The sequence below is a fragment of the Nocardia sp. NPDC051052 genome, from assembly GCF_044456045.1.
GTDB lineage: Bacteria > Actinomycetota > Actinomycetes > Mycobacteriales > Mycobacteriaceae > Nocardia.
The window spans coordinates 31553-57331 of sequence record NZ_JBITFL010000018.1; the positions used below are offsets into that span (position 1 = coordinate 31553).

Sequence of the window (25779 nt, forward strand, 5' to 3'; positions counted from 1 at the left end):
GCATCAAGGTCAACTAGCATCGGCCATACCACGGGCGTCGACCGCCGAGCAAGACTTGTCAGCTCCATACACAGAGGAGATATCGGCAATGCTCAAGGGCTTCAAGGATTTTCTATTCCGCGGAAACGTCGTCGATCTCGCCGTGGCAGTGGTCATCGGTACCGCCTTCGTAGCGATCGTCACCGCGTTCACCAATGGCATCGTCAATCCGATCCTGGCCGTCTTCGGCGGCAGCAATGAGGTCGGTCTGGGTTTCCAGCTCGTTGCCGACAAACCCGCGACCTTCGTTCAGGTCGGTCCGATCATCACCGCCGCGATCAATTTCGTGGTCATCGCCGCGGTGCTATACCTCGTGCTCGTACTGCCCGCGCTGCACGTGAAGAAGCGGTTCAGCAAGGAAGCCGTCGAGCTCAGCGACACCGAACTGCTCATTCAGATCCGCGATCTGCTCGCCGAGGGTCAGCGCAGCGCGGGTGGTAAGCACGAGTCCTGAACGCGCTTGCGGGAGAACAAAAAACGGGCCCGCCGCGATAGCGACGAGCCCGTTTCTCTTGTGCTAGTGGATATTTGCTATCAGCCGAGGCTGAAGGGCTGGCCCCACAGGACCATCCAGGTGATGACGTTGTCGGTCTCCACCTCGACCTTCACGTACGAACGGGCCTGCGCGTAGCCACCGCAGCCGGTCAGACCGATGGTCTCGTCGGCCCAGGTGGTCGAGGCGCTTTCGCCCTTGAAGGCCCAGCTCTTCTTGTGCACCTCGTTACCGTAGTCGTCGGCCTTCTCCCGGTCGATGATGGAGAACGAGGTCGCCTGGCCAGGGCCGAGCGACAGGTCGGCGCCGGTGGTGGCGCCGATCTTCGGGCTCTTGCCTTGCCAGTCGCTGCCGGCGGTCACGCCGCCCTTCGCGTCGCCACCGTCGATGTTGACCTGGCAGCCGACGACGTAACCCGGGATGATCGCGCCACCCTTCGCGCCTTGGATGTTCACCGACGCGGACCCGGAGACCCACGCGTTGCGGTGCACCGGGGTGGAGCCCATCGACGGGCTGATGTTGGCCGATTCGCCGGTCAGCCGGACCGTTACCACGGTGCCGTCGGACAGCGTCTTGACGAGTTCACCGCCCGGCAGCGGGATGAACGTATCGGCATTGGCGGCGCCGGTGGAGAACAGCCCGACCGCCATCGTGGCGGCGGCGCAGAGACCGGCCGCCCGTGCGAGTTTCTTACGGTTGATCATTTTATGAATGTCCTCAGGGATCGAATTCGCTTCAGCGACAACAGAGATGACAGATCCGGTGCGGTCAGCCGATGCTGAACGGTGCACCGTACAGGGTGGTCTTGGAGTAGTTGTCGCCGATGATCTCGACGACGGTGTACGACCTGGCCTGGGCGTACCCGGCACAGCCCTGGATCGCGATCTCGGCGTCTTGGTACTCGACCGAGTAGACGCCCGGCTTGGTGATGTCCTTGCTGTCGATACCAACGAACTTGACATCCCCGGGGCCCAGTTTCAGCCCGATGGAGCCACCCGCGTTGGCACCGCTGAGGTCGATGCCACCGGAGACACCCGCCGAAATAGCGTTGTCGGCGATGCTGACCTGGCAACCGACGATGTAGCCGGTGTTCAGCTGCGAGGTGCCGTGCGTCGACGAGTTGTTGGTGCCCGGGGCGCCGGTGGCGCCGTTATTGGGTCCTGCCTTGCCTTCGGGCGTCGCGGTGATGTCGGCGACGGCATTACCCGACACCCACACAACGCGACCCGCGCCGTTCGCCGCCATCGACGGCGAAATCAAGGCGTGCTCGCTATTGCGCGAGATGGTGACGCCGGGTCCGATCTTCTGGCCGTCCGGCAACGGCACAAAGGTATCGGCGTTTGCGGCGCCGGTCGAAAGCAGGCCCATGGCCACGGCGGCCGCAGCGCCGGCGCCCGCGATGCGGACCCCTCGATGCAGACCCCTGGTGCGGATCTTGCTCATACTTCCCCTCATCAGGTTCTAGCGGTCGACCTCGGGTTGTCGAGGCCGAGTTACCCCTTTCAGGCCGGCGACACCTGGTGGAATGTTCTGTCCATCACGTGAATTGCCGACCATCCCGTCATAGGACGATCTCGGGTGGGGCTTATGTTATTGGTTTCTGCCAGACTTCTCACAGATTTCGAGTATGTTACTCCCGATATCCGCTATGTTCACCAAAAATGTTGGTAGACAACATGTTCGCAGACGAAACGAGCCCGTCGCATAGGGCGCGACGGGCTCGTTTCGTGGTCTTGCCAGGTATTCAACGCAGGTCGACTCAGCCGAGGCTGAAGGGCTGGCCCCACAACGTCACCCAGGTGACGACGCTGTCGGTCTCGACCTCGACATTGATGAAGGCGCGCGCCTGCGCGTAACCGGCGCAACCGGTCAGGCCGATTGTCTCGTCGGCCCAGGTGACCGAACCGCTGGTGCCCTTGAACTTGTTGCGCTTCTTGTGCGCCTCGTTGCCGAAGTCGTCGGCCTGCTCGAGGTCGAGCACGTAGAACGACTTCGACTGGCCCGGGCCGAGCGACAGGTTGCCGCCGGTGTTGGCGCCGACGCCACCGGTGACGTTCTGGCCGTCACTCCAGTCGACATTGCCGTCGACGCCGCCGGTGGCGCCGCCACCCGCGATGTTGACCTGGCAGCCGACGGTGTAGCCCGGGAAGATCGCGCCGCCCGCGGCACCGGAGAGCTCGACCTGCGCGCTGCCGGAAACCCACGCGTTGCGGTGCACCGGAGTGGACCCCATGGACGGGTTGATGTTGGCGGATTCGCCAACCAGCTTGATCGTCACCACGGTGCCGTCGGACAGCGTCTTGGTGATTTCACCACCCGGCAGCGGGACGAAGGTATCGGCGTTGGCGGCGCCGGTGGAGAACAGGCCCAAGGCCATGGTGGCAGCGGCGCCGACACCGGCCATCCGTGCCAAGTTCTTTCGGTTGATCATTTGTACTGCCCCTCGAGGGATTGAGTTCGCTTCAGCGAGAAGATTGTTCGTGTGTTTCGACAGACGTCAGCCGATGCTGAACGGCATCCCGTACAGGGTGGTCTTCGAGTAGTTGTCGCCGATGATCTCGACCACGGTGTAGGAACGCGCCTGGGCGTAGCCCGCGCAGCCCTGGATCTGGATCTCGGCATCCTGGTACTCGACGGAGTAGACGCCCGGCTTGGTGATGTCCTTGCTGTCGATGCCGACAAACTTGACTTCGCCAGGGCCGAGGTTGAGGCCGATGGAGCCACCAGCGTTCGCGCCACTGAGATTGATGCCACCGGAGACGCCCGCCGAGATCGCGTTGTCGGCAATGCTGACCTGGCAACCGACGATGTAGCCGGTGTTCAGCTGGGACGTACCGTGGGTCGAGGAATTGTTGGTGCCCGGGGCGTTGGTGGCACCGTTGTTCGGTCCTACCTTGCCTTCAGGGGTCACGGCGATATCGGCGACGGCATTGCCCGACACCCACACGACACGGCCGGCGCCGTTCGCGGAAAGCGACGGCGAAATCAAGGCGTGCTCGCCATTGCGGGAGATGGTCACTCCGGGTCCGACCTTCTGACCGTCCGGCAACGGCACGAAGGTGTCCGCGTTGGCGGCACCGGTCGAAAGCAGTCCCATGGCCACGGCCGCGGCAGCGCCGACGCCCGCGACGCGGACACCGCGGCGCAGACCGTTGGTGCGGTTCTCGCTCATACTTCCCCTCATCAGGTTCAAACAGTCGACCTCGACCTTCGAGGTGGACAATGGTCCTCTCAGGCCCAGCTCAGTGTGTCGTTACTTTATTGCCGATGTGTAACCGGCCGTAAGTTCGGCGCAACGGTAGCTGGCAACGGAACCGAGCCAGGTTCCGCCGGGCGACCACACACGTGCCGACCCGGGCCCGCGGGGTCCAGTTGTGGGTTGGCTCGTGGCGAACATTAAACGCTAGGTAACGGCGCTGCAACGTAAGCTTTCGTAAAGATCAATGTGATGTAGATCACAATTGATACCATCCGAATAACGCTTGACGTGCATAAATGGCTGGCGGAGACAGTCGGACCGACCGGCCGGTGCTGTCAGCGTCGCTAAAGCGTCAGCCGCCGAATACGGGACAGGGCCGTACATATATCGGCGGAATAACGCCGATGTGAAACAATCACAAGTAAATTACGGTTAGCCAAACTTATCAATACGTAGCTACTACGTAGATCTGGGCAATCAACCGTGGTGCGGCGGCTTCTGCGCGCGCAGCCAATCATCGGCGGAAGACTCGTTTCCGGAGCCATCTCCGCGTTCGTCGCTCGTAGTGTCTGGGAGGGTGTCGCCGAAAATCTCGGCGAGACGCGCCGCATCCCTCGCCCGGCGAGCGGCCGGACGAGGGATGTCGTCGGAAGAACTGGAAACCGTAATTACTCGACCAATCCGGACAGCTCGCCGATGACCTTGCTGGCCAGCGGGCCGAGGGTGGCCATGCCGTCGCGGACCGCGGCCCTGGTGCCGGGCAGATTGACCACCAAGGTGCTGCCGGAGATGCCCGCCACGCCGCGGGACAAGCCCGCGTCCAGCGAACCGGCCACCCGACCGGACGAACGCAGCGCCTCGCTGATGCCGGTCAACTCGCGGTCGAGCACCTGCGAGGTGGCCTCCGGGGTCACGTCACGCGGGGACATGCCGGTGCCGCCGACCGAGATGACCAGGTCGACACCGCCGATCACCGCGGTGTTCAACGCGTTGCGGATCTCGACCTCGTCGGCCTGCACCGAGACGGAGGCGTCCACGAGGAAGCCTGCCTCGGTGAGCAGCTCGGTGACCAGCGGGCCGAGCGAGTCAATACCTCCATGCGCCGTTCGATCATCGACGACCACCACCAGAGCACGCCCCGCCACCGGAGCATCGATTTCCATGGTGCTAACCGTAGCGTCTACGCCGAGAACCTCTGCGGCCGTGTCGAGCAGCGGCGTCCGGCCGCCCTGGACCACGCGCATCATCTGCCACCGTCCGCGGGCGCGCCGGTGAGGGTCACCTCGACGGTCTTCGGGTTCTTGCCTTGATCATCGGTATAGGTGACCTTCACCTTGTCTCCCGGTTGATGCGAGCGGACCGCGGCGACGAGTGCGTCGCCGGTCGTGATGCTGCGGTCGTCGAGCTTGGTGATGATGACGCCCGCGGGGATGCCCGCCTTCGCGGCGGGGCCGTCGGCGGTGGCATCTATCACCTTGGCGCCGTTGATCGCGTCCTGCGCCTGCGCCTGGATCTTGATGCCGATCTGCGCGTAGGTGGCGTGCCCGGTCTTGATGAGCTCGTCGGCCACCCGGCGGGCCTGGTCGATCGGAATGGCGAAACCGAGGCCGATCGAGCCGCTCTGCTGGCCGGCTCCCGGCTCACCGGCGCCGAGGCTGGCGATCGCGGTGTTGATGCCGATGAGCTTGCCGGTGCCGTCGACCAGCGCGCCACCGGAATTGCCCGGGTTGATCGCGGCGTCGGTCTGGATCGCGTCGATCACCGGGTTCACGCCCGGGGCGCTCTGCTGACCCTCGCCCTGGGTCGACACCGGACGGTTGAGCGAGGACACGATGCCCGTCGTCACGGTCCCGGCCAGGCCGAGCGGTGAGCCGATCGCGACGACCGGCTGGCCCACCTGCAGACTCGCCGAGGTGCCGAGCTCGATCGGGGTCAGGCCGGTCTTGCCCGCGACCTTGATGACGGCGAGATCGGAAACCGGGTCGGCGCCGACGATCGTCGCGGGCGCGGAGCTGCCGTCGGCGAACAGGACGTCCATCTTCGCGTTGGGGCCACCGCCCGCGGCGACGTGATTGTTCGTCAGGATGAGGCCGTCGGAGGACAGCACCACGCCGGAGCCCTCGCCCTCGGCGCGGCTGCTGGCCACCTTGATCATCACCACGCTGGGCAGCACCTTCTGCGCGACCGCCTGGGTCGAGCCCGCCGGCGCGTTGGAGACGTTGTTGACGTTGGGCTTCGGCTGGTCGAGCGCGTTGGTGATGGTCGAGTTGCCGTTGTCCGAGTGGGTGGCCAGCGCACCGACCGCGCCGCCGACGCCGCCACTGACCAGGGCCAGGGCCACGGCGCCCAGCACAAGACCGGTGCGGACCGGGCGCCGAGCGGGCGCCTGCTGCCCACCGAGCGGAGCGCCTTGGGATGCGTGCTGATCGAAAGGCTGCGCGTGCTCATAGGGCTGCGCGCCGAACTCCTGGCCGGGGAACGGCTGGGTGTGCTGGTACGGCGGCGGGTACTGGCCCGCCGGAGGCGGTACCTCGTACGGCGGGCGCGGCGTCTCGTACGGCCCGAACCCGGGCCCCTGCGGCGCGTAGCCGCCCCCGTATGGCGCGCCAACGGGCTCCGTCGGTGCGGCCGGGATCTGATCGGTCGGGTTGGGCTGATCCGGTGCGGCGTTCGCCGTTTCCGGCTCGTCCCGCCGGTCCTTCGAATCCTCGGTCATGGACTCCTCGTTTCTCCTCAGCGTCTGCCGACAAGCTTGACGACGACTACTGAGAGCGGACTGAGACCGTGCTTTCAATTGTCCGAGACTGTGTACCCACGCAACGCGGCGCAAGCGGCCGCACCCCCCGCCATACGATACGGCCCCGCCCGCCACTTCGCGCGCCCGCGACGTCAGGCATCCGCAGGCCGGCCGTTTTCTCCCGGCAAGACGATGCGGATGCGCGCCCCGCCGCGGCCGGACGCCTCGATCGTGATGGTGCCGCCGTGCTTCGTGACAACCTGCTTGACGATCGCCAAGCCGAGACCCGAGCCGGGCATCGAGCGCGACGCGGTGGTCCGATAGAAGCGCTCGAACACCAACTCACGCTCGGCGGGCGGGATGCCGGGCCCGGCGTCATCGACGGTCAACTCGAGTAGGCCGCGGCCTGTCTCGCGCATCTCGACATAGACCTGAGCACCGGCCGGGCTCCACTTCGCGGCGTTGTCGAGCACATTGAGAATCGCCCGCTCCAACCCTGCCTCGTGGCCGTAGACGAACCACGGCCGGATCGCGGAGACGAATTCGACCGTGCCACGGCGGCGACGGGCCCGTTCCAGCGCCCGCTCGGCGACCTCGCCGAGATCGACTCGCTCATAAACGGTTTCGGGCGCATCCTCGCGTGCCAGGTCGACCAGGTCGCCGACCAGGTTGGACAACTCCTCGATCTGACCCATCACGTCCGAGCGGAGCTCGGCCATGTCCTCATCCGGAATGCGCGGCGCGCCAGGCCGACTCGACGCCATCAGCAGTTCGGTGTTCGTCCGCAGCGAGGTGAGGGGGGTGCGTAGTTCGTGTCCGGCGTCGGCGACCAGCCTGCGCTGCCGGTCCCGTGACTCGGTCAACGCGCGCAGCATGGTGTTGAAACTCTCGGTGAGCCGGGCGAGTTCGTCGTCGCCCGTCACCGGGATGGGCGTCAGGTCGTCGGTGCGCGCGATCCGCTCGGTGGCCGCCGTCAACCGTCCGATCGGCCGCAATCCGGTGCGGCCGACGGCGGTACCCGCCGCGGCGGCAAGCACGACCCCGCAACCACCGACGACGAACAACAGCCACGCGAGGCGATCCAGCACATTCCTGGTCGGCTCCAGTCGTTGCGAAATGACCAGCGTCGCGCCGTCATCCGTGCGCACCGCGAGCACCCGCTGATTGGCGACCGTGCGCAGCGACGAATTCACCTGGCCCTTGTAGACCGCCTCCTCCGGCGCCCCGACCGGCGGAATGGTCGCCTGCGGCACGGTATAGGGACCGATGCCGGGATAGAGCAGGATGATGCCGGTGTCGGGGTAGAACGCGGTCGCGAGCACCAGGTTCTGCAGATTGAACCCGTACGGGTCGACGGCCGTCACCGCGGTCGCCCTGCTGCGCAGTTCGGTGTCGACGTTCGCGTACAACGCGCGCGCCACCAACGCGTAGGCCGCGATCGAGGTGAAGGCGACCGCGATCGCCACCACCGACGCGGCGAGCAACGTCACCCGCCAGCGCAGCGATACCGAGCGGGTCAGCGGAATCGGCGGCCGCATTTCGGCGGGGTCGGGCGGACGCTGATGCTGTCCGAGCCCGGCGATCACGGCTGGCTTGGGATCTTTTCGTGCCATGGTCTGCCCCTACGGGGGCGTCTCCCGCAACACGTAGCCGACACCACGCACCGTGTGGATGAGCCGCGACTCCCCCTCGGCTTCGGTCTTACGCCGCAAATACCCGATGTACACCTCGAGCGCGTTACCCGAGGTCGGGAAGTCGTAACCCCAGACCTCCTCCAGGATTCGGCTGCGCGTCAGCACCCGGCGCGGATTTGCCATCAGCATTTCCAGCAACGAGAACTCGGTGCGGGTGAGGCTGATCCCGCGCTCGCCGCGAGAAACCTCGCGAGTCACCGGATCCAGCGACAAATCGGCGAACGTCATTGCCTCCGAATCCTCTCCGGGATCGGCGGTCGTGCGTCGCAGTAGCGCGCGCAAACGCGCGAGCAATTCTTCCAACGCGAAGGGTTTCGGCAAATAATCGTCGGCGCCCGCATCGAGTCCGGCAACCCGCTCGGACACCGAATCCCGTGCCGTCAAAACCAAAATCGGAAGATCGTCACCGGTGCTGCGCAGGCGACGGCAGACCTCGAGGCCGTCCATCCGCGGCATCATCACGTCGAGCACCAACGCGTCCGGCCGCTGACTCGTCGCCTTGTCGAGGGCATCGACGCCATCCACCGCGAGGTCGACGGAGTAGCCGTTGAAGGTCAGTGACCGGCGCAGAGACTCGCGGACGGCGCGATCGTCGTCGACTACCAGAATGCGCATGCGACCAGTTTGACCGTATCGACTGAGAGCCGACTGAGAGGGGACGTTCGACACGCCGCGACCGAGTTCGTGCGGCACGCCGGAAGCCAGCAGCCGATCAGCTATCAGCGATCGCACGCCGTATAGATCAATCGTCCAGGAGCTATGTAGACTCGCAAACTCATACAGCGCGAAACATGTTCCGCGTAGCCATATTCGGCCACGAGCAGACCCGGTCCCTCGGATTGCCGACGGCCAGTCAGCACGGTATGTTCCCTGCGGTAAAAAAGAAGACCTTGAGTTGGTTCTCGGCGGGTTGCTCCAGACTGCTCCTAGACAGCCTTCATTCGGGGACCATGCGCGAAGTGGAGGCGACGGAAGCGGAATGGAAGCTGCACCGCGTTCCTGGCAATTCAGCCTGTCCAACATGTCGGTCACGCGCAAGGTCGGCATCGTGCTGTTGCTGCCGGTGCTGCTCGCCTCGGCCTTCGCTGGCCTGCGCATCAAGGATGAGCTCGGGGTGATCTCGAAGCTCGACGCGGCTACCGAGCAGGCCCGCATCCTGCGCCCGATGCTCGAATTCAGCGAGGCCACCGAGCAACTCGCGATCGCGGCGGTCAACGCCAGGCCGGAGGACCCGATCGATACGGTCGCGGCCAAGTTCGATCAATCGGCCATCGATCTGGAAACCGCGCTGCGGACGAAGAAGACCGAAGACGGCATCACCAAGGAACTACCCGCCGCCATCGCGGTGGCCCGCACCATGCGCAACGGACTGCGCACCTCCTCGCCCGCGACCATCGGCGGACAGGTCGACGAGGTCGGCACCCGCATCATCACCGCGATCTCGGTCTCCTCCTCCATCGAAGAGATCGTCATTCAGCGCTACTTCCTGCAGTTAGGCCTGATCTCCAACGCCTCGCGCCTGCTCACCCAGGAGCAGATCATGTCGGCGACGGCGAGCGGCGGCAACAACCCGGCCGCGCAAGCCAGCATGCTGACCACGCTCGGCGCGGAAATGATGCTCACCTACTCCTACCCGCAGATGAGCCCGGGTTCGGCCACCAATGCCCAGGTCTTGATCGACCAGGTGCAGTCCCGCATCGGCGCGCTGAGCCAGAACCCGAACAGCCTCGGCAGCAACGGATTCATCACCGATTCGCTGCACACCAGCTCCGAGGCCTATCGCCAGGCCACCACCACACTGCTCGACACGATCGACTCCAAGCTGGCGGACCGGACCATCGAGCTGCGCAGCGCGGTGCTGCGTGACGTCGCGATCGTGATCACCACCCTGCTCGCCGGCCTCGCTCTCGCCCTCGGCGTCGCCCGCTCGCTGGTGGTGCCGATTCGCCGGCTGCGCCACGACGCGCTGCAGGTCGCGCACGTCGATCTGCCGAACGAGATCGAGGTGGTGCGCACCGGCGGCGCGACGCCGAAGATCACCCCGGTCGACATCCGCACCACCGAGGAGATCGGCCAGCTGGCCCGCGCGGTCGACGATATCCACCAGGCCTCGCTGCATCTGGCCGCCGAGCAGGCGCGTTTGCGGGTGCAGATCGGCAGCATGTTCGAGACGCTCTCGCGGCGCAGCCAATCGCTGGTCGAGCAGCAGCTGGCCCTGATCGAGGACCTGGAGCACGACGAGGACAACACCGAACGGCTGCAGAGCCTGTTCCGCCTCGACCACCTGGCCACCCGCATGCGCCGTAACGGCGACAACCTGCTGGTGCTGGCCGGCACCGCGCTGCGTCGTGGCCAACTGCACCCGGTCCAGCTCTCCGACATGCTCTGGAGCGCGGTCTCCCAGGTCGAGGACTATCAGCGGGTCGAGATCGGCGCCGTCCCGGACGGCATCGTGTCCGGCGAGCCCGCCATCGACATCGAGCATCTGCTCGCCGAACTGATCGACAACGCGCTGCGCTACTCGCCGCCGACCACCCCGGTCACGCTGTCGGTGGCCCGCGCCGTGGACGGCGGCTATCTGATCGAGATCATCGACCGCGGCCTCGGCATGTCCACCGAGGATCTGCGCGCCATCAACGACCGGCTCAGCTCCGGCGGTGAGGTCACCGTCGAAACCGCGCGCCGGATGGGCCTTTTCGTCGTCGGCAGGCTCGCGAAACGCCACACCATCACCGCCAACCTGCGGCGCACCTCCACCACGGCGCAGCAGCCCGGCGTCACCGCGAGCGTGCACCTGCCCGGCGCGTTGGTCGCGCCGCCGCTGGACGCCACCGACCCGACCGGCAAGCCGCTCGAGCTGACCGGTGACTACGAACTGCCCGTCCAGCCGCGCGCGCTGACGCCGGTGCCGAGCCTGCCGCAGCCGCGGTTCGAGGTGTCCAGCACCGGCCTGCCGCAGCGCAGGCCCGCCATCCGGGTCGCCGAGCCGCCCGGCCAGCCCGCCGTCTCGGTGCCCGGCCGGGCCACTACGTCCGACGCCGATTCCGACACGCAGCCGCCGACCGAGCCGTGGTCGATCAACACTCCCACCGACGACCGGTCCCCCTTCGGTCCGCCGACGGTGGGCGTATCGAGCAGCGGGCCGACTCGGACGGCCGAACCGGAGCAGGATTTCTGGAGCGAGTCCGACGCCAAGGGCCCCGAGCCCGAGCCGACCATCCCCCAGCAGCGAGTGCCGCGCGAAGCGGTGCAGCCGAGCGCCGAGCCCGCCCGCACCACCTCGCGGTCCGGCCTGCCGATCCGGCGACCGTCCGCCGTGCCGGAACCCGCACCCGTGCCGCCACGGGCACCCGAGCCTGCGACGGTCACCTCGACCCGGTTGCAGCCGGTGGCGGGCGCCTCGCCGACCCCGATCTATCAACGCATGGTGTCGGAATGGCTGGTCGAGCCCGCGACCTCGCAGGCCGCCGAGAGCACCTGGACCTCGCCCGCCGACGTGGGCTGGACCGCCGCCGAAGAGGCGACGCACCCGACACCGACCGGCCGCACCAGCGGTGGACTTCCTATCCGAACGCCGGGCGCGCAGCTCGTCCCCGGCGGTCTGGCTCAGGCAGACGAATCGGGAGCCCGTGATCCCGAGGAGATTCGGAACAACCTGACCAGGCATCTCAGTGGGGTCCGCAGTGGGCGGGCCAATGCGCAGTACGACGACGGAGGGCTTGCATGACCAACGCGAACAGCACCACGGACGAGAACCTGAACTGGCTGGTCGCCAGATTCACCCGGGACGTGCCCGGCGTGTCCCACGCGGTGCTGGTGTCGGCCGATGGCCTGTTGCAGGCGACCAGCCCACACCTGCCGTCGGACCGGGCCGAGCAGCTCGCGGCCGTCACCGCGGGCCTGGCGAGTCTGTCGATGGGCGCGGCGTCGCTGTTCGACGGCGGCAAGGTGATGCAATCGATCGTCGAGATGCAGCGTGGCTATCTACTGGTTATGAGTGTGGGCAACGGATCTCATCTGGCCGTGCTCGCCAACAAGTCGCACGATATCGGCCGGATCGGCTACGAGATGGCGTTGTTGGTCGACCGGGTCGGCACGGTGGTCACCGCCACCGCGCGCACCGCGGTTTGAGCGGGAGATGTCCAATCCCTACGGACCTGGGCCGCGACCGACCACGCGCGTCCGACCGTATGCCCTGACTTCGGGGCGCACCGAGCCTGCGGTCGACCTGCCGCTGGAAGCAGTCATCGAGACCCTGTCCTACACTGCGCATCTCGACTGGCCAACCGGTGATGTCCGCACGGATATCCTTAGGCTCGGCACACATCGGCTTTCTGTTGCCGAGATCGCCGCTAACTTGGATCGTCCGCTCGGCATGATCCGGGTGATGATCGGTGACCTCGTGGTCGACGGCATTGTGCGTCTGCATTCGACACTGACTGACGAGGCGAGTTTCGATGAGCGCCGTTCTTTGATGGAGAGGACTTTGCGTGGACTCCGTGCCCTATAAGAGAATCGGGCCCGACACCAACCCCGGCCAGGCCGACGGGGACAATCGGACCGCGTCCACGAAGATCGTGGTCGCCGGCGGTTTCGGGGTAGGCAAGACAACATTCGTCGGCGCGGTGTCGGAGATCGTTCCCCTGCGCACCGAGGCCATGGTCACCCGGTTCTCCGACGGCATCGACGATCTCGCCGAAACGCCGGAGAAGGAAACCACCACGGTCGCCATGGATTTCGGCCGGATCATCCTGCCGGGCAACCTGGCGCTGTATCTATTCGGCACGCCGGGGCAGCGACGCTTCTGGTTCATGTGGGACGACCTGATCCGTGGCGCGATCGGCGCCGTGGTGCTGATCGACACCCGCAGGCTGGAAGACAGCTTCGCGGCGGTCGACTTCTTCGAGGCGCGGCAGCTGCCATTCCTGGTGGCGGTCAATCGCTTCCCCAACGCGCCCCGCTTCCCGATCGCCGAGTTGCGCGAGGCGCTCGCGGTGCGCGAGAGCGTGCCGATCGTGGACATCGACGCGCGCAACGCGAACGAGGTACGCCAGTCGCTGGCCGCGGTGACCGAGTACGCCATCCAACGCCTTGCCGCGCAGGAACGCGAACAGGCCGTGCTGTGAGCGAGCGTCAGCGAGAGAACCGAGGACACAGGCCCTTAGGCACAATGGAGCCGAGCGACAGCGGGGCGGAGTCGTGACTTATTTCAGCATGGGCTATTGGATCATCGGCTTGTCGGCGGCGGTTTCGCTGGTCGGCGCGCTTGTCGGTTTCAGTTGCATCCGGCAGTCGACGAAGTCGGTGACGTCCAAGTTCCGGGTGGTGTGGCAGGCGTCGGCGGCGGTCTCGATCGGCGGGATCGGTGTCTGGCTACCGGTGTTCGTCTCGATGCTCGGTGTCACGGTGCCGGGCAGCCTTGTTCGCTACGACGTGTGGAGTGTCACCGCGGCGGCGGTGGTTTCGGTGCTCGCGGTGTGGGCGGCGCTGCTGATCATGGGGAAGACGTTGAACATTCCGCGCCTGATCGGCGCCGGGGTGGTGATGGGCGGCGGCTTCGGGCTGATGCACTATCTGGCGTTGGACGCCATGCACATTCAGGGTTCGATCACCCTGAAGCCGCTGCTGCTCACCGGCGCGGTGGCGATCGCGATCGCCCTCTCGCTGGCCACCCTCTGGTTCACTCAGCCGAGGCGGCCGCTGGCGATGCTGGCGGGCGCGGCGCTGGTGTTCGCCGCCGGGATCGCGGGCATGCACTACACCGATCTGCTCGGTGTGCAGATCGACCTCGCCAAGGCCAATTCGACGCCACCGGGTGAGGACCTGTTCGGGTTCTTCGTGCCCGCGTTCGTGGTCGGCATGCTGTCGCTGGCCATCCCGATCAGCGCCATCTTGATCGCGCCGGACCGGCGCACCTCGGCTCCGGTGCGAGTGCCCGCGCCGACTTCCGCGTTCTGAGCTGATCCGCGCGGCATGGTTCGGCAATGCCGCCGTAATCCCTGACGGCCCGATTTACAGTGAGAGACATGCGTTTCGGTCTGGACTACGCCACGGCGCGTCCGGGCGGCGCGGCAATCCGCGCGGCGGGTTTCGACTTCGTTGTCCGGTATCTGTCCGATGGCGGCGTCACCTTGCCAGGCAAGTTGCTGACCCCCGCCGAGGCCGACGATCTGCGCGCGCACGGTGTGTCGATCGCGGCGAACTGGGAGACCACCGCGACCCGCATGCTGGACGGCTATGGTGCCGGTGTGGTCGATGCGCGCGCGGGCCTCGCTCAGGTGCTGCGCTGCGGCGGCAGGCCGGATCGGCCGATCTACTTTTCCGCCGATTTCGATGTGACGGCGCAGGATCAGCAGCGGATCAACGGCTATCTCGACGGTGCCGCGACGGTGCTCGGTCGCGCGAATGTCGGTATCTACGGCGGATATTGGTCGGTGAGCCGGGCGTTGGACGCGGGTAGCGCGAGTTGGGCATGGCAGACCGATGCCTGGTCGGGCGGCAAGGTGGAGCCGCGGCGCAGTATTCATCAGACGTTGCGTCAGCAGCTGGTCGGTGGCGTGGTCTGCGATGTGAACGAGGCCGAGACGACCGATTTCGGTCAGTGGGATTTCTTTGCACAGGAGGACGCCGACGTGACGCCGGAGCAAGAGGCAGTGCTGCGCGATATCCAGGTCCAGTTGCGCGGGCCCGGACTAGCGGGCTGGCCGCAGTTGGCCGACGGCGACGGGCCGGGTCGCACGCTGGTGGACGGTGTCGCGGCCGCGCTGGCTCGGATCGGCGAGCTGGAGGGCGAGGTCGGCGAGTTGCGCACCGAGATCAGCGAATTGGAGGCGACCACCGCTGAGCTGGCCGAGCAGGTGCAGCGGCTGACCGGGCGGCATTGGCCGTGGCCGTTGTCGTTGATCGAGGGGCCGGCGGCGCTGGTCGGTGAGCAGTTGGCGCGACTCGAGGCCTTGCTGCCTGACTTGCCCGGTTTGCCGGGGCAGGGCGCGGGTACGCAGCACACATCTAGTAGTGGTGCGCTGGATTCGCGTTCTCCGCGATGAGGGCGGCTGGTGCGGTGGATGGTTCCGCATGCGCGGGGTAGATGTTCCGCGGCCGGGATATTGGCGATGAGCGGGCTCTCTCGGGAACCGGGAGAACCCGCCCTCCCGCACGAGAATACTGACGCGAGGACACGTTCGCATCACTTCGCGGAGACTTTTCCGACGGCCAAAAACCAACCAACAGTAGGTATTTCGCCCCGTAGTTATCGGATCGCAATCACATCGTGCACGAGGTGACAACGTCGCCCTGACCAGGCCAGTAGCTACTCGATTGCCACTCGTTCCACTCCTTCGAAAATGTTGGTCATCAACCCCGCGTGACGTCCCGGCCCGGCCGTTCGACCATCGACCCGGCGCGTTCGCCACCCATGACAGCAGCGTGCGAGTTATCGTCGGCTGGCACATGGCGCTCGCTGGGCGCCGCACATCCAGGTTCGTTCGAAGGAGTTCGCATGGCCGTCAACGTGGTGCTCGACAAGGCTCTCGACAAGGCGTACGAGAACAAGTCGCTGAACGAAATCCTCTCCGCTCCACCCTCGGCCCTCGCCGGTCTCACCGAAGCGCACGACAAGCAGCTGCTGGACGCGCTCAAGATCAAGACGATCGCCGATCTGGCCAACAACAAGTACTTCCGGCTCGCCGCGACCCTCGCGGACCTCGCGGCCAAGGAAGGCTGAGCGAGCCGAGATCGATGACAGCGGGCCCCCGGCAGTCGCCGCGGGCCCGTTGTCCTTTGTCCGTCAGAGCCGATCGAGGTCGATCAATCCCCGCTTGACGGCCGCGACCAGTCGGCGCGGCACCTTGTGCACCACACCGGCCACCGTCACCGGCACCAGATCCGGCGGCGTCGCCTTCCACTGCGCGCGCCTGCTGCGGGTATTGGACCTCGACATCTTCCGCTTCGGAACCGCCATCTCAGCCCGCCACTCGGCGCGTGCGCCTGCCGTACTTGCGCTCGAACTTCTCCACCCGGCCCTGACTGTCCAGCACGCGCTGCGCGCCGGTCCAGAACGGATGTGAGTCGGCGGTCACGTCGACGGTCAGCAGCGGGTAGGTGTTGCCGTCCGTCCAGCGCACGGTGCGGGCGCTCGTCGCGGTCGACCTGGTCAGGAACTGCTTGCCGGTGCCCGCATCCTCGAACACCACCGGGTGGTAGTCCGGATGGATTCCTGTCTTCATTTCGCTTCTCCTCTCGGGCTTTTCACGTCTTCGATCGGTAACGTGGTGTCGGCGGTCTCGCACGGGTCGGCGTGCCAGGCGCCAAAGGGGTCCTCCCACTGGGCAACTCGCTCGGGTGCGCGTTCGACGAGGCGTAATTCGTCGTCCGCCACCAGCGCCCAATGCAATGCCTCGCGAATCTCGGTGGGGTCGGCGTCGTGCACCAGGATCACCAGCGAGATGTCCCGGTCGCCGAACTGCTCGTCCCAGCGCAGCGCGGCCATCGCCCGCCGGTCCGGATCCGCCTGTGCCCGTTCGGCTTCCGACATCGAAGCCAGCCAGCGCCCAGCGCTGCCGACGCGCAGGCCGCCGCCCGCCGACTCCAGCCAAGTCACCTCGTCGGGCTGGGTGGCGAGCCACATCCGGCCGCGCGCGGTCACCACGCCGTCGAAGAGCACGTCGAGCGCCTCGTGCAGGCGGGCCGGATGGAACGGCCTGCTGGCGGCGAATTCCAGCAGGGCGACACCGTAATCGCTGGACAGCGGCGGCTGCCCGCGCAGCAGCGGCGCGTGCGCGTCGAACACTCGGCCGCGGCGAGCATGCGCCGGGATTCGCGTCAGCAGCCCCTCGAGCCGGGCTGCGGTGAGCAGGTGCGGATCGTCCACCCAGTCCACCAGTGCATCGGGGACCAGCCGGGCAAGCACCGCACCGAGCTTGCCGCGATCGACGTCGCCGCCGGGCGCGACCGGACCCAAAGCTATTACCGCGTCCGCGAATTCGACCTGACCGACGGCGACCTGCGCCACCGTGCGCTCGTCGTCGGCTCTGGCAAGTCCGCGTTCGGCCAGGGTCTGCTCGCCGGTCGCGTCGGCCAGCCACGCATCCGCGTCCAAGAAGGTCAGCACGGCATCGATGCGCACATCGCGCCCGGCCGGACCGTCGACCCGGCCCAGAATGCCTTCCACCACAACATGTTCGATGGCATGGCAGACCGCCTCGGCCTCGAACGCGGGATCCAGCGCGAGCACGATGCGGTCGACCGAGTCGCGCGCGGCGAGCGTGCGCAGCAGTGGCAGCAGGTCGATCCGCAAGGTGCAGGAGACGCAGCCGTGCGCGAGTTCGAGCACGTCCGACGTCTCGTAGGTGGCGCTGCGGACCGTGCGGTGCACGATGCCCTCGCGCAGCTGGCCGAGGTCATGATGGACGACGACGGTGCCGGGCGCGTCATTGCACAGCGCGGACGCCGCGTGGTCGGTACCCGCCGCGGCCGGTCCGGCGAATCCCGCGAGCACCACGACCGGCGTTCGCCGGTCGGTCTCAGGTGCGAGCACTGACAGCACCACCTTTCGATAACGATTTTCATTTGCGTCAAGGCAACGGTACATTGTCGGTCAGCCGTTGTCGAAAATGATTGTCATCTACCGGAGGGAGCCCGCATGTCGGCCCACTGCCAGGTCACCGGGCGCAAACCCGGGTTCGGCAAGTCCGTCTCGCACTCACACGTGCGGACGAATCGGCGCTGGGATCCCAATATCCAGCGCAAGACCTACTTCCTGCCCAGCGAGGGGCGGCGCATCACGCTGACCGTCTCGGCCAAGGGCATCAAGACCATCGACCGGGACGGGATCGAGGCCGTGGTTGCCCGCATCCGAGCCCGGGGCGACAAGATCTGACCAGGAGAAACCCCATGGCGTCCAAGTCGACCGAGCTCCGGCCGATTGTCAAACTCAAGTCCACCGCCGGCACCGGATACACCTACGTGACGAGGAAGAACCGCCGCAACGATCCGGACAGGATGGTGCTGCGCAAATACGACCCGGTGGTCCGCAAGCACGTCGATTTCCGCGAGGAGCGGTGAACACGGTGCCGGACAACGACTTTCCCGAGGAGCGCTGACATGGCGAAGAAATCGAAGATCGCCCGCAACGCGCAACGCGCGGCCGTCGTCGCGCGCTACGCCGAGCGCAGGGCCGAGCTGAAAGAACTCATCCGCAAGCCGGGCACATCGGCCACCGCACGCACCGAAGCCCTCGCTGAGCTGCGACGACAGCCGCGGGACGCCAGTCCGGTACGATTGCGCAATCGGGACGCCGTTGACGGACGACCGCGCGGTCACCTCCGGAAGTTCGGATTGTCCCGTGTGCGTGTGCGCGACATGGCCCACCGGGGCGAGTTGCCCGGTGTGCGCAAATCGAGCTGGTAGCAAACCACCGTTCTCGTACGAAGGATCCGTATATGGCAGTCAAGCGAGCACCGTCGAAGAAGGTGCGTGCCGAACAGGCCCGCCGTCCGAAGAAGAACCCACTCATTGCCGCGGGCATCGAGAAGGTCGACTACAAGGACGTCAACCTGCTGCGCACGTTCATCTCCGATCGCGGCAAAATTCGCAGCCGCCGGGTCACCGGGCTCACCCCGCAGCAGCAGCGCCAGGTCGCCGTCGCGGTGAAGAATGCCCGCGAGATGGCGTTGCTCCCCTTCACCAGCCGGTAGTCGCGCCCCCGAACGAAAGCGTGGGGCCCCGGATGCGCCGGGGCCCCACGTTTTGTCTTGCGCCGCAATAGGTTACGGGATGGTCAGCACCTGACCCGGGTTGATCGCGTCCGGGTTGTCGATGCCGCTGGCGTTCGCGATCTCCTGGTAGCGGTTGCCGTCACCGTAGAAGCGCTCGGCGATCGCCCACAGGGTGTCGCCCGGCTCGACCGTGTAGGTGCGCACCTCGGGCGCCGGCGGCGGAACCTCCTCGGCGGCAGGCGCCTCGGCGGCAGGCTCCGGCTCGGGCGCCTGCAGCGGGTTGTCGGACTTGGTGTTCGAGGCCCACAGCGCGCTGCCGTCCTTGCCGTACAGCACCACGTTGCGGTCCGCCTGCACGACCAGCCGGTCCGCGTCCTTGCCATTGGTCTCGGTGGACCAGGCCGACGCGTCGCCCTTGTACACCACGAAGTTTCCGTCGTCCTGCAGCACGGCGCGGTCGACACTCTGACCGTGAGTCAGGGTGGACCACACCACATTTCCGTCCGGCTCGGACAACACCAGGTTGCCGTCGTCCTGCAGCGTAAGGGTGTAAGCACCACCCTGCAGGGACTGACCCAGTCCGAGTTCTTCACCAACGCGCAGTGTGTCGCCCACGGTTCTTCCTTTCGAAGGTTCTGAAGAGCATCCGACAATCGACGCGCGCCGAAGACACAGGCGCGCATCTAGGCCGAAGATACTGCGCGAGACCGGGCTACGTAGGGATTACGCGCATGGTTCGCCGAAAGTTCACTGTGGGGTGTGTCCTATTGCCGTGTCATGTTCGATGTGAGATGCCCGCGGGGATTGCCCACTAGGGTGGTCGCCATGACTCGGATGTCGGGCGGGCGTGCCGCCGCAGCTGTTGCCGTTGTGCTCGGATGCCTTGCCGCGGCGGGGTGTGCCGGTTCGGATGATGGTGGGACGCAACCGAAAACCAGCACGACCACCAGCTCGGCGCCGAGCACACCGACCGAGGACACCGGCGGCAACAGCGGACGGGACTTCACCGCCGACCCGACCATCGTGAACGGGCGCCCGATTCCGTTCAGCACCTGGACGCGGCTGGCAGACGACCGGATCGCGGTCAACTTCCAGACCGGCACGCCCGAATGCTATGGCGTGGACGTCACTGTGCGCGAGACTGATTCGACCGTCACCGTCGAGCTGCGTTCGGGCACCCGCGCCGACGCGGTGGGCCGGATGTGCACCATGAACGCCGTGTTCGGCACGGTCCAGGTACCGCTGAAGGCACCGCTGGGCAACCGGCAGGTGCTGAGCGCGGCGTAATGCGCGGACCCGCTACGCCGCGGGTTCGCCGACGGCGTCGGCCAGCGCCGAGAATTCGAGGTAGCTGCCCGCTTGCGGTGGACCCCAGTTCTGCTGTGCAGTGACCCGCAGCGGCATCGTGACGGCCGCGGCGATCTGGTCCGGCGTTCGCACCGTCGGGTCGTCACACCAGACGAACAGACCCGAGCCGAGGTTGTGGGCGCTCTGGTCCGGTGTCAGCCGGGTGCCGTCCACGAACAGCGTGGGATCCCACAGCTGGTAGGCGAGGGGCGCGGGTACGTTGGCCGCCGCCGTCGGTCCGCCTGCCACGAAGTAGGTCGGGGTGAACGAGGCGTTCCTGACGTCGTGGCCCGCGGCGATGAGATCGGCTGGGCTGCGGGCTGTTCCGAAGAACGGCAAGGGCAGCTGCGGGATGCCCGCCCTGCTCCAGTAGTCGACGACGATGTCGGTGCCGACGGTCAGGGTCCCCGCGCCGGTGTGCAGTCCGTCGTTCCAGATACGCGGGCGCTTGCCGTGCGCGCGCACGATGTCCGCGCCCCAGTTGATCAGGCCGAGAAACGCGTCCACAGGCTGCGCCTGCGGGCCGTAGGTGGCGCGCGCGTACTCGCCGATCTGCGGATACTCGTCGAAGCCTGCGACACGGGCGCCGTCGAGCAGGAACTCGTCGGCGCCGAGATGCCAGTAGCGGCCGGGGAACAGCGGCAGGAACTCGTCGAGAATGTCGCCCATCAGGTCGTAGGCGCGCGGATTCGCGATATCGATGGCCGCGTCGGAGACCCGTCCGCTCGCGCTGCGCAGCTTCAGTTCGGGGTGCGCGGCCAAGACGCCGTTCAGGTGGCCGGGGAAGTCCACTTCCGGCAGGATCTCGACCTGATACCGCGCCGCGTACTCGACCAGATCGCGGATGTCCTGCTTCGAATAGTGCTGTGCCGCAGTAATTTCTGGATGACTATCGCTTTCGAGGCGGAACCCGAAGGCGTCCGAGAGGTGCAGGTGCAGCAGGTTCAGCTTGAGGTAGCCCATCCGGCGGATCTGCGCGCGAAGCAGGTCGAGCGGCATGAACTCGCGGCCGACATCCAGCATGAGGCCGCGTTCCCGGTATTGCGGCCAATCGGTCACGGTGCCACCGGTTACCGTGGTCCGCTGGCGCAGCAGTTGCAGCGCCGAGCTGGTGGCATAGAACGCGCCCGCAGTGTCGGCACCGCGCAGGTCGAGGGTCTCGCCAATCGAAATACGGTATGCCTCAGGCATGTCTGGCGCTCCTGGCACCGAGCCGGTGCCGAGCGCGATGTCCCCTGGGTCGCCGGACGAGCCCTCTTGCGCGACAACATCATTGCCGGTGAATGAACGCAGCGCTGCAGCGAAATCCGTTGCGGTGTCCCGTAATGCGTCCTTGTCGTACCACACCCGCGCATGCGCACCGAGCGAGAACTCGGGCCCACCGGGAGTCCACACCTTCAGCGAAGGCAGCGTCCGAGGTGGCGGTCCCTGCTCCGCGTGCGCAGCGGGCTGTCCGCTGAACGACACCGCCACAGCGGCGACCATCACGACCGCACTGGCTACTCCTGCACGAACCGACATGCGGTTACTGTACGAAACCAACGCAGGCAAAGACGCCGAACGCCACGTCGGCGGACCGACATGGCGTTCGAAGTTGTCAGCTCAGTGGGCGAAGTGGCGAGAACCGGTCAGGTACAGGGTTACTCCGGCCTCGCGGGCGAGGTCGATGGTTTCCTGGTCGCGGACCGAGCCGCCGGGCTGCACGATCGCCCGGACGCCCGCCTGGATGAGCTGCTGCGGGCCGTCCGGGAACGGGAAGAACGCGTCCGAGGCCGCGACCGAACCCTTCGCCCGGTCACCGGCGCGCTGCACGGCAAGCTGCACCGCGTCCACCCGGTTCACCTGGCCCATGCCGACGCCGACCGAGGCGCCGTCATGCGCGAGCAGGATCGCGTTGGACTTCACGGCACGGCAAGCGCGCCAGGCGAATTCGAGATCAGCGAGGGTCTCGGCGTCGGCCGCGGTGCCGGTGGCCAGCGTCCAGTTGGCCGGGTCGTCGCCCGCGGCGTCGAGGATGTCGCGCTGCTGCAGCAGCGCGCCGCCGCTGATCGGGCGCAGCTCGGCACCGGCGCGCCGCGGTGGCTCGGCGATCAGGATGCGCACGTTCTTCTTGCGCTGCAACACTTCTACCGCACCGTCGGCGTAGGCCGGTGCCACGATCACCTCGGTGAAGATCTCCGCCACCTGCTCGGCCATCTCCACGGTGACCTCGCGGTTGGCCGCGATCACGCCGCCGAACGCGCTCACCGGATCGCAGGCATGCGCCTTGCGGTGCGCCTCGGCGATGTCGGCGCCGATCGCGATGCCACACGGGTTGGCGTGCTTGATGATCGCAACGGTGGGCGCGGTGTGGTCGTAGGCGGCGCGCCAGGCGGCGTCGGCATCGGTGTAGTTGTTGTACGACATCTCCTTGCCGTGCAACTGCCGCGCCTGCGCGAGCCCGAGGCTGCCGTCGTTGTTGGTGTACAGCGCGGCCGCCTGGTGCGGGTTCTCGCCGTAGCGCAACACCGCGGCGCGCTCCCAGGTGCCGCCGAGCCAACCGGGGAACTGCACGCCGCTGTCCTCGGCCTGCGCCGCGACGCCGGGCGCGAGCACCGAGCTCATCCAGCTGGCGACGGCCACGTCATAGCTTGCGGTGTGCTGGAATGCCTTGGCCGCCAACGCCGTCCGCTCGGCCAGGGTGAAGCCGCCGGATTGCACCGCGCCGAGCACCTCGTCGTAGTCACCGCTGTCGACGACCACGGCCACCGACGGATGGTTCTTCGCCGCGGCGCGCACCATTGACGGTCCGCCGATGTCGATCTGCTCGACGCACTCGTCCGGGCTGGCCCCGCTGGCCACGGTCTGGGTGAACGGGTACAGGTTCACCACCACCAGCTGGAACGCCTCGACGTCCAGCTCGACCAGCTGGTCCACGTGCTCCGGCTTGCGGGTGTCGGCGAGGATGCCCGCGTGCACCCGGGGGTGCAGCGTTTTCACCCGGCCGTCGAGGGTCTCCGGGAAGCCGGTGAGTTCCTCGACCTTGGTCACCGGGATGCCCGCGTCGGCGATCTTGCCCGCGGTCGAGCCGGTCGAGACCAGCTCGATGCCCGCGGCGTGCAGACCGGTCGCGAGCTCGATGAGCCCGGTCTTGTCGTAGACGCTGACCAGCGCCCGCTTGATCTCCTTGCGGTCACTCACCGGAGTACTCGCTCATCTGGGATAACTGCCTTTCGTCCGTCGGAAACAATGCCCCGGGTGGCGACGGCGGCGACGACCTGCGCGAGCAGCCGCCGTTCCACCACCTTGATGCGTTCGTGCAGGCTCGCCTCGTCGTCCTCGGGCAGCACCGGCACCGCCTCCTGCGCGAGGATCGGCCCGGTGTCCACGCCCGCGTCGACCAGGTGCACGGTCGAGCCGGTGACCCGCACCCCGTAGGCGAGCGCGTCGCGCACCCCGTGCGCGCCGGGGAAGGCGGGCAGCAGCGCGGGGTGAGTGTTGATGATCCGGCCGCCGAACCGGTCGAGGAAGGCGGGCCCGAGGATCTTCATGAATCCGGCGGACACCACGAGATCGGGTGCGTAGCCGGCGACCGCGTCGGTCAGCGCGGCATCCCAGGCGGCGCGATCGGGAAAGTCGTTCAGCGCCACCTTGAAATGCGGTACGCCCGCGGCGTCCGCGTGCTCGGTGGCCGCGCAGGTGCGGTCGACGCCGACGGCGACGATCTTCGCCGGGAAGTCCGCGGTGGCGGCCTCGTCGAGCAGCGCGTGCAACAGCGATCCGGTGCCTGAAGCGAGCACGACGACGGTCGCCGGGGTCCACGGGGCAGACGGCGAAGCAGGCGGGGTGGGCGCGCTCAGGGCTCTACTCCTGCGAGTCGATCGGATGGCGGACGGAAGAGCTCCGCCGTGCTAGAGCCTAACGACCGTCGACCCGGTCACTTTCCGGCAGGTCCGCCTCGACCACCTCGGCATCGACGATGTCGGGTGTGATAATCGGGTCGGGCGTACGCACGGTGTTGATCGAGGTCTGCTCCTCGACGAGTTCGCCGTCCAGTTCGACTTCCAGGTCCGGGCCGTCGTAGTCGGCGTAGTCGTCCTCGAAGTAGTCGCGGTTATCGGCGTAGTTGTCGTCGGTGTACTCGTCGTCGGCGTAGTCGTCGTCCGCGTACTCGTCGTCCGCGTACTCGTCGTCGTAGTAGTCGTACTCGTCGTACGGGTCGGCGTAATCGCCGGGCGCCGTGCCGACCGGGACGAGAAACCAGCGAGCGAAAGCCAGCCCGACGTAGCCGGGGATGGCCAGCCACGCGAAGGTGACCAAGAGGAAGATCGGCAGATCGAGGCCGATCCGGCCGAAGGTGCCGAGCTCGCCGCCCCCGATCGCGCCGAGCAGCGCCAGTCCGACGGTGGCCAGTCCCGCCGAGCACAGCGTCGCCCAGGGCGCGCCGATCCGATCGGTCGAGCCGCGCGCGAGGTCGAGTCCGCCGAGCACGCCGACCGCGGCCGGGATCAGCAGCAGCACCGGCCACCAGCCCGCAGCCGGTCCGGTCGGCACCGCCGCGATCAGCGGCACGGCCGGAATCGGGCCGCCGACAACGGAAAACACGCCGAACGACGCGACACCGATCTGCGCGCTGGAGCCGACGAGCACGCCGACCGCCAGCACCACCAGATTCGGCAGGTAGGCCAGCGAGAGCAGGGTCAGCCCGATCACCCCGGCGGCGTTGCCCGCACCGTGGTAGGTGTCCCCGAGGCGCGGGATGTGCACCAGGAGCGAGATCACGATGAGCGCGGTGGCACAGCCGAGCAGGCGCAGCATCGCACGACCGGCGCCGTACATTCCCGAGATCGCCCACCCTGGCAGGCGAAGCAGCTCGAACACCTGCCGTCGGCTGCTGGTCGCGATCCCGCCGACTGCCGCAACCAGATACAGGCCGCCGACCCAGGCGAACGCGGCGAGGGTATTCGGCGGTTGCAGCGCGACAATCCCGGACGCGTCCTCCGCGACCGCCAGACAGATGGCCGTGACCAGCAGCGGCCCGGCCAGCGCGGCGCCGACTATCCAGCCGAGATCGGCACGCGTGCAATCGGGTTCGACGGCGCGGGCACATTCCCGCCCCGCCAGCCAGACCACGAGCGCGGTCGGCAACAACGGAAGCAGGCCGAGTGAAGTCTTGCCGATAACCAGCAAAACCTGGTGCGTGCCAAGCCACCCCGCTGCGATAGCACCTGAGGTGCCCGCCAAATTGCTACCTGAGGTCAGCAGCGTCGCGAGCACGAGAACGATGATCGCGGTGAGCGCGTAGGTCGTCGGGCGGCCGGCCACCAGGACGAGAACCCTGGCGCGCTCGGGCGTCAACGACAGAAACCCGGCCTCTTCGGGCTCGGGGTGCGGATCGGGCGCACCGCGCGATCCACCGGCCCGGCGCACGAGCGAGTTTCTGGACGAATTCACGACGCCGCCTCGGGCACGCTCGGCTCCATCGTGCGCTCGGGCGCGCCGCATCCCTGACTCACTCGCTGACGCTCACTCATGACAATTCAGCGTGGCAGCTCCCCCGGCGCGAGCGGGTCAGG

At 67.2% G+C, this 25779-nt stretch carries 29 protein-coding genes; 13 read left to right on the forward strand and 16 right to left on the reverse strand.

Features of this window, described 5'->3' with window-relative positions:
- The first annotated feature begins 88 nt into the window (after positions 1 to 88).
- Positions 89 to 493 (forward strand): large conductance mechanosensitive channel protein MscL, encoded by a 405-nt coding sequence (mscL, locus tag ACIBCN_RS39865; RefSeq protein ID WP_396997445.1) that lies wholly within the window; start codon positions 89 to 91, stop codon positions 491 to 493.
- Positions 494 to 573: 80 nt separating this feature from the next.
- Here mscL and ACIBCN_RS39870 read toward each other — a convergent pair whose 3' ends face one another.
- The 8 genes from ACIBCN_RS39870 to ACIBCN_RS39905 all read right to left on the reverse strand — a co-directional run bounded on the left by ACIBCN_RS39870 (position 574) and on the right by ACIBCN_RS39905 (position 8777).
- Complete coding sequence (locus tag ACIBCN_RS39870; RefSeq protein ID WP_396997447.1) at positions 574 to 1236, reverse strand: MspA family porin; 663 nt, start codon at positions 1234 to 1236, stop codon at positions 574 to 576.
- A gap of 64 nt (positions 1237 to 1300) precedes the next feature.
- Positions 1301 to 1975, reverse strand: a complete 675-nt coding sequence (locus tag ACIBCN_RS39875) for an MspA family porin (RefSeq protein WP_396997448.1) — start codon at positions 1973 to 1975, stop codon at positions 1301 to 1303.
- A 316-nt stretch (positions 1976 to 2291) separates the two neighbouring features.
- Positions 2292 to 2963: an MspA family porin gene (locus ACIBCN_RS39880; RefSeq protein WP_396997449.1), complete on the reverse strand. Its 672-nt coding sequence runs from the start codon at positions 2961 to 2963 to the stop codon at positions 2292 to 2294.
- 66 nt (positions 2964 to 3029) lie between these two features.
- Positions 3030 to 3704 carry an MspA family porin gene (locus ACIBCN_RS39885; protein ID WP_396997451.1) on the reverse strand — a complete coding sequence of 225 codons (675 nt, stop codon included), beginning with the start codon at positions 3702 to 3704 and terminating at the stop codon, positions 3030 to 3032.
- 695 nt (positions 3705 to 4399) lie between these two features.
- Complete coding sequence (locus ACIBCN_RS39890) at positions 4400 to 4894, reverse strand: MogA/MoaB family molybdenum cofactor biosynthesis protein (RefSeq protein ID WP_357381779.1); 495 nt, start codon at positions 4892 to 4894, stop codon at positions 4400 to 4402.
- Positions 4895 to 4974: 80 nt separating this feature from the next.
- The gene (locus ACIBCN_RS39895) at positions 4975 to 6447 is read right to left on the reverse strand and encodes a S1C family serine protease (protein WP_396997452.1); all 1473 of its coding nucleotides are present in this window, start codon (positions 6445 to 6447) and stop codon (positions 4975 to 4977) included.
- 173 nt (positions 6448 to 6620) lie between these two features.
- Positions 6621 to 8081 (reverse strand): ATP-binding protein, encoded by a 1461-nt coding sequence (locus ACIBCN_RS39900; RefSeq protein WP_396997453.1) that lies wholly within the window; start codon positions 8079 to 8081, stop codon positions 6621 to 6623.
- Positions 8082 to 8090: 9 nt separating this feature from the next.
- On the reverse strand, positions 8091 to 8777 hold the full coding sequence (locus ACIBCN_RS39905; protein WP_396997455.1) for a response regulator transcription factor: 687 nt from the start codon (positions 8775 to 8777) through the stop codon (positions 8091 to 8093).
- 364 nt (positions 8778 to 9141) lie between these two features.
- On the opposite strand from ACIBCN_RS39905, the gene ACIBCN_RS39910 reads away from it, so the two are divergent.
- The 7 genes from ACIBCN_RS39910 (at position 9142) to ACIBCN_RS39940 (ending at position 15885) form a co-directional block, all read left to right on the forward strand.
- Positions 9142 to 11889, forward strand: coding sequence for an ATP-binding protein (locus ACIBCN_RS39910; protein ID WP_396997457.1), 2748 nt, complete (start codon positions 9142 to 9144; stop codon positions 11887 to 11889).
- Positions 11886 to 12293, forward strand: a complete 408-nt coding sequence (locus ACIBCN_RS39915; RefSeq protein ID WP_107659354.1) for a roadblock/LC7 domain-containing protein — start codon at positions 11886 to 11888, stop codon at positions 12291 to 12293. Before ACIBCN_RS39910 ends, ACIBCN_RS39915 begins: the two co-directional genes overlap by 4 nt.
- 7 nt (positions 12294 to 12300) lie before the next feature.
- On the forward strand, positions 12301 to 12672 hold the full coding sequence (locus tag ACIBCN_RS39920; protein WP_396997459.1) for a DUF742 domain-containing protein: 372 nt from the start codon (positions 12301 to 12303) through the stop codon (positions 12670 to 12672).
- On the forward strand, positions 12662 to 13288 hold the full coding sequence (locus ACIBCN_RS39925; RefSeq protein ID WP_379281097.1) for an ATP/GTP-binding protein: 627 nt from the start codon (positions 12662 to 12664) through the stop codon (positions 13286 to 13288). Before ACIBCN_RS39920 ends, ACIBCN_RS39925 begins: the two co-directional genes overlap by 11 nt.
- A 73-nt stretch (positions 13289 to 13361) precedes the next feature.
- Positions 13362 to 14120 (forward strand): MHYT domain-containing protein, encoded by a 759-nt coding sequence (locus ACIBCN_RS39930; RefSeq protein ID WP_396997461.1) that lies wholly within the window; start codon positions 13362 to 13364, stop codon positions 14118 to 14120.
- A 68-nt stretch (positions 14121 to 14188) separates the two neighbouring features.
- On the forward strand, positions 14189 to 15208 hold the full coding sequence (locus tag ACIBCN_RS39935) for a glycoside hydrolase domain-containing protein (protein ID WP_396997463.1): 1020 nt from the start codon (positions 14189 to 14191) through the stop codon (positions 15206 to 15208).
- A 452-nt stretch (positions 15209 to 15660) separates the two neighbouring features.
- Positions 15661 to 15885, forward strand: coding sequence for a hypothetical protein (locus ACIBCN_RS39940; protein WP_364723029.1), 225 nt, complete (start codon positions 15661 to 15663; stop codon positions 15883 to 15885).
- A gap of 63 nt (positions 15886 to 15948) precedes the next feature.
- Here ACIBCN_RS39940 and rpmF read toward each other — a convergent pair whose 3' ends face one another.
- The 3 genes from rpmF to mrf are packed head-to-tail and all read right to left on the reverse strand — an operon-like array spanning position 15949 to position 17706.
- Positions 15949 to 16122: a 50S ribosomal protein L32 gene (gene rpmF, locus ACIBCN_RS39945; protein WP_150402032.1), complete on the reverse strand. Its 174-nt coding sequence runs from the start codon at positions 16120 to 16122 to the stop codon at positions 15949 to 15951.
- A 1-nt stretch (position 16123) separates the two neighbouring features.
- Complete coding sequence (locus ACIBCN_RS39950) at positions 16124 to 16387, reverse strand: type B 50S ribosomal protein L31 (RefSeq protein ID WP_396997466.1); 264 nt, start codon at positions 16385 to 16387, stop codon at positions 16124 to 16126.
- Positions 16384 to 17706, reverse strand: coding sequence for a ribosome hibernation factor-recruiting GTPase MRF (mrf, locus tag ACIBCN_RS39955; protein ID WP_396997468.1), 1323 nt, complete (start codon positions 17704 to 17706; stop codon positions 16384 to 16386). Before mrf ends, ACIBCN_RS39950 begins: the two co-directional genes overlap by 4 nt.
- A 96-nt stretch (positions 17707 to 17802) precedes the next feature.
- Between mrf and rpmB the strand changes: the two genes are divergently transcribed.
- From rpmB to rpsR, 4 genes are read left to right on the forward strand one after another with little or no spacing between them, the layout of a single operon-like run.
- Positions 17803 to 18039 carry a 50S ribosomal protein L28 gene (rpmB, locus tag ACIBCN_RS39960; RefSeq protein WP_396997470.1) on the forward strand — a complete coding sequence of 79 codons (237 nt, stop codon included), beginning with the start codon at positions 17803 to 17805 and terminating at the stop codon, positions 18037 to 18039.
- Positions 18040 to 18053: 14 nt separating this feature from the next.
- The gene (rpmG, locus tag ACIBCN_RS39965) at positions 18054 to 18224 is read left to right on the forward strand and encodes a 50S ribosomal protein L33 (RefSeq protein ID WP_011211511.1); all 171 of its coding nucleotides are present in this window, start codon (positions 18054 to 18056) and stop codon (positions 18222 to 18224) included.
- Positions 18225 to 18263: 39 nt separating this feature from the next.
- Positions 18264 to 18569, forward strand: a complete 306-nt coding sequence (rpsN, locus tag ACIBCN_RS39970; RefSeq protein WP_396997472.1) for a 30S ribosomal protein S14 — start codon at positions 18264 to 18266, stop codon at positions 18567 to 18569.
- A gap of 32 nt (positions 18570 to 18601) precedes the next feature.
- Entirely contained in the window at positions 18602 to 18856 is a 255-nt protein-coding gene (gene rpsR, locus ACIBCN_RS39975) for a 30S ribosomal protein S18 (RefSeq protein ID WP_040738992.1), read from the forward strand.
- Positions 18857 to 18928: 72 nt separating this feature from the next.
- Here the strand turns inward: rpsR and ACIBCN_RS39980 are convergent, their stop codons facing one another.
- Positions 18929 to 19492 carry a LysM peptidoglycan-binding domain-containing protein gene (locus tag ACIBCN_RS39980; RefSeq protein WP_396997474.1) on the reverse strand — a complete coding sequence of 188 codons (564 nt, stop codon included), beginning with the start codon at positions 19490 to 19492 and terminating at the stop codon, positions 18929 to 18931.
- Positions 19493 to 19702: 210 nt separating this feature from the next.
- Between ACIBCN_RS39980 and ACIBCN_RS39985 the strand changes: the two genes are divergently transcribed.
- Entirely contained in the window at positions 19703 to 20164 is a 462-nt protein-coding gene (locus tag ACIBCN_RS39985; RefSeq protein WP_396997476.1) for a hypothetical protein, read from the forward strand.
- A 12-nt stretch (positions 20165 to 20176) separates the two neighbouring features.
- Here the strand turns inward: ACIBCN_RS39985 and ACIBCN_RS39990 are convergent, their stop codons facing one another.
- The 4 genes from ACIBCN_RS39990 to ACIBCN_RS40005 all read right to left on the reverse strand — a co-directional run bounded on the left by ACIBCN_RS39990 (position 20177) and on the right by ACIBCN_RS40005 (position 25657).
- Positions 20177 to 21745 carry a family 20 glycosylhydrolase gene (locus ACIBCN_RS39990; protein ID WP_396997478.1) on the reverse strand — a complete coding sequence of 523 codons (1569 nt, stop codon included), beginning with the start codon at positions 21743 to 21745 and terminating at the stop codon, positions 20177 to 20179.
- A gap of 81 nt (positions 21746 to 21826) precedes the next feature.
- Positions 21827 to 23404, reverse strand: coding sequence for a bifunctional phosphoribosylaminoimidazolecarboxamide formyltransferase/IMP cyclohydrolase (gene purH / locus ACIBCN_RS39995; protein ID WP_396997480.1), 1578 nt, complete (start codon positions 23402 to 23404; stop codon positions 21827 to 21829).
- Positions 23401 to 24063 (reverse strand): phosphoribosylglycinamide formyltransferase, encoded by a 663-nt coding sequence (purN, locus tag ACIBCN_RS40000; protein WP_396997616.1) that lies wholly within the window; start codon positions 24061 to 24063, stop codon positions 23401 to 23403. Before purN ends, purH begins: the two co-directional genes overlap by 4 nt.
- A gap of 58 nt (positions 24064 to 24121) precedes the next feature.
- Positions 24122 to 25657, reverse strand: coding sequence for a DUF6350 family protein (locus ACIBCN_RS40005; RefSeq protein WP_396997482.1), 1536 nt, complete (start codon positions 25655 to 25657; stop codon positions 24122 to 24124).
- Positions 25658 to 25779: the final 122 nt, after the last annotated feature.